Here is a 1,649-nt window from a genome sequence, read left to right on the forward strand (position 1 = left end):
CTGGCCAAACGGCCCGAGTTACTGATCCTGGACGAGCCGGTCGCCTCGCTCGACCCGCTGGCCCGCCGGGAGTTCCTGCAGCACCTGATGGAGGCAACCGTCGAGCACAAGCTGAGCGTGGTGCTCTCCTCGCACCTGGTCTCCGACCTGGAACGGGTCTGCGACTACCTGATCGTGCTCGTGGACTCCCGCGTGCAGGTGGCCGGGGAGGTCGACCGGCTGCTGGCCACCCATCACCGGCTCACCGGCCCCCGCCGGCTGCCCGCCGGCCAGCACGTGATCTCCGCCCGGCAGAGCACGTACGTGGTCAGGGCCGGCGCCCCGATCCACGACCCCGCCTGGACGGTCAGCAGGCTCAGTCTGGAGGACCTCGTGCTGGCCTACATGGACAAGCAAGCCGCCGACAACCGGCGGATCGCCCTGGAGGTGCAGCGATGATCTGGCTGACCTGGCGCCAGTTCCGCGGCTCGGCCGCGATGATGGCCGCCGTCCTCGCCGTCCTCGCCGCTGCGCTGGCGCTGACCGGCCCGGATCTGGCTTCCCGTTACGCTGCCGGGATCGCCGGCTGCGCCCCCGACAACACCTGCGACGACTTCTTCGACCGCTTCTTCGACGAGAACCAGATCCCCTTCCTCGCCCTCACCCTCGTCGTACTGATCCTGCCGGCGCTGGTCGGGCTCTTCTGGGGAGCCCCGCTGATCGCCCGCGAGCTGGAGGCGGCCACGCACCTGCTGGTATGGAACCAGAGCATCACCCGAGGCCGCTGGCTGGCGGTCAAGCTCGGGCTCACCGGTCTGGTCGCCACGGCCGCCGCCGGGCTGTGCGGTCTGGCGGTGACCTGGTGGTCCGACCCGCTGGACAAGTCAGCCGTTCCGGAGATGGCCCGGATGGCTCCCCTGGTGTTCGGCGCGCGCGGCATCGCCCCGATGGGGTACGCGGCCTTCGCCTTCGTCCTGGGCGTGACGGTGGGCATGCTGGTGCGCCGCACCCTGCCCGCCATGGCCCTCACCCTGGCCGTCTTCGCCGCGATCCAGCTCGCCATGCCGCTGCTGGTCCGTCCCCACCTGATGCCCCCGGTCACATCGACTTTCGAGCTCGGCCGGACGAACGTGGAGGGCCTCGTGCCGCAGGAGCAGGCAGGCGGCGCCATGCAGGTCTTCCTGAGCACGTCGGCCGTTCCCGGACACGCTGGCGCCTGGGTTCTGTCCAGCGACCTGGTCGATCCGTCCGGGCGTACCATCGCCGGCGGCGCCGGAGCCTCGGGGCCGTCGTCGACGATCGCGCGGTCCGTCCCGGTCTCCACGACATCGGGCCCGTGCGCACCATCAGGACGACAGGGCACGGACGCGTGCACAGTCGAGATCAACCGGCTGGGCTACCGGCAGCAGGCGACCTACCACCCCCTCGACCGGTTCTGGCCCTTCCAGTGGATCGAGACCGGCATCTACGCCCTGCTCACCCTCGGCCTCACCTGGCTGTCCTTCTGGTGGATCCGCAGGCGCCTGTCATGACCACCATCAGAATCGCCATCAGAATCGCCGCCAGGATCGCCGTCAGGATCGCCGCCGCCGGGCTCGCCCTCCTCCTGACCGCCGCCTGCACGCCCCCGCCGCCGCCGCGCAGCCAGGCCAGCCCGGCAGCCGGTACAG

1 protein-coding gene and 1 pseudogene are annotated in these 1,649 nt (G+C 71.0%); both read left to right on the top strand.

The genetic code is table 11. The features are described from left to right. Positions 1–438, top strand: a pseudogene (locus AB0J69_RS61635) (ABC transporter ATP-binding protein); the annotation flags it as partial. Then, entirely contained in the window at positions 435–1,511 is a 1,077-nt protein-coding gene (locus AB0J69_RS61640) for an ABC transporter permease (RefSeq protein ID WP_364138669.1), read from the top strand. The pseudogene AB0J69_RS61635 and the gene AB0J69_RS61640, both read left to right, overlap by 4 nt. The last annotated feature ends 138 nt before the right edge of the window (positions 1,512–1,649 follow it).

Origin of the sequence: Nonomuraea sp. NPDC049709, assembly GCF_040674815.1 — a bacterium.
Taxonomy (GTDB): Bacteria; Actinomycetota; Actinomycetes; order Streptosporangiales; family Streptosporangiaceae; genus Nonomuraea.

Bases quoted from the DNA above. Each gene is read 5' to 3' on its own strand.
- AB0J69_RS61640 (WP_364138669.1), top strand. From the start codon at position 435: ATGATCTGGCTGACCTGGCGCCAGTTCCGCGGCTCGGCCGCGATGATG.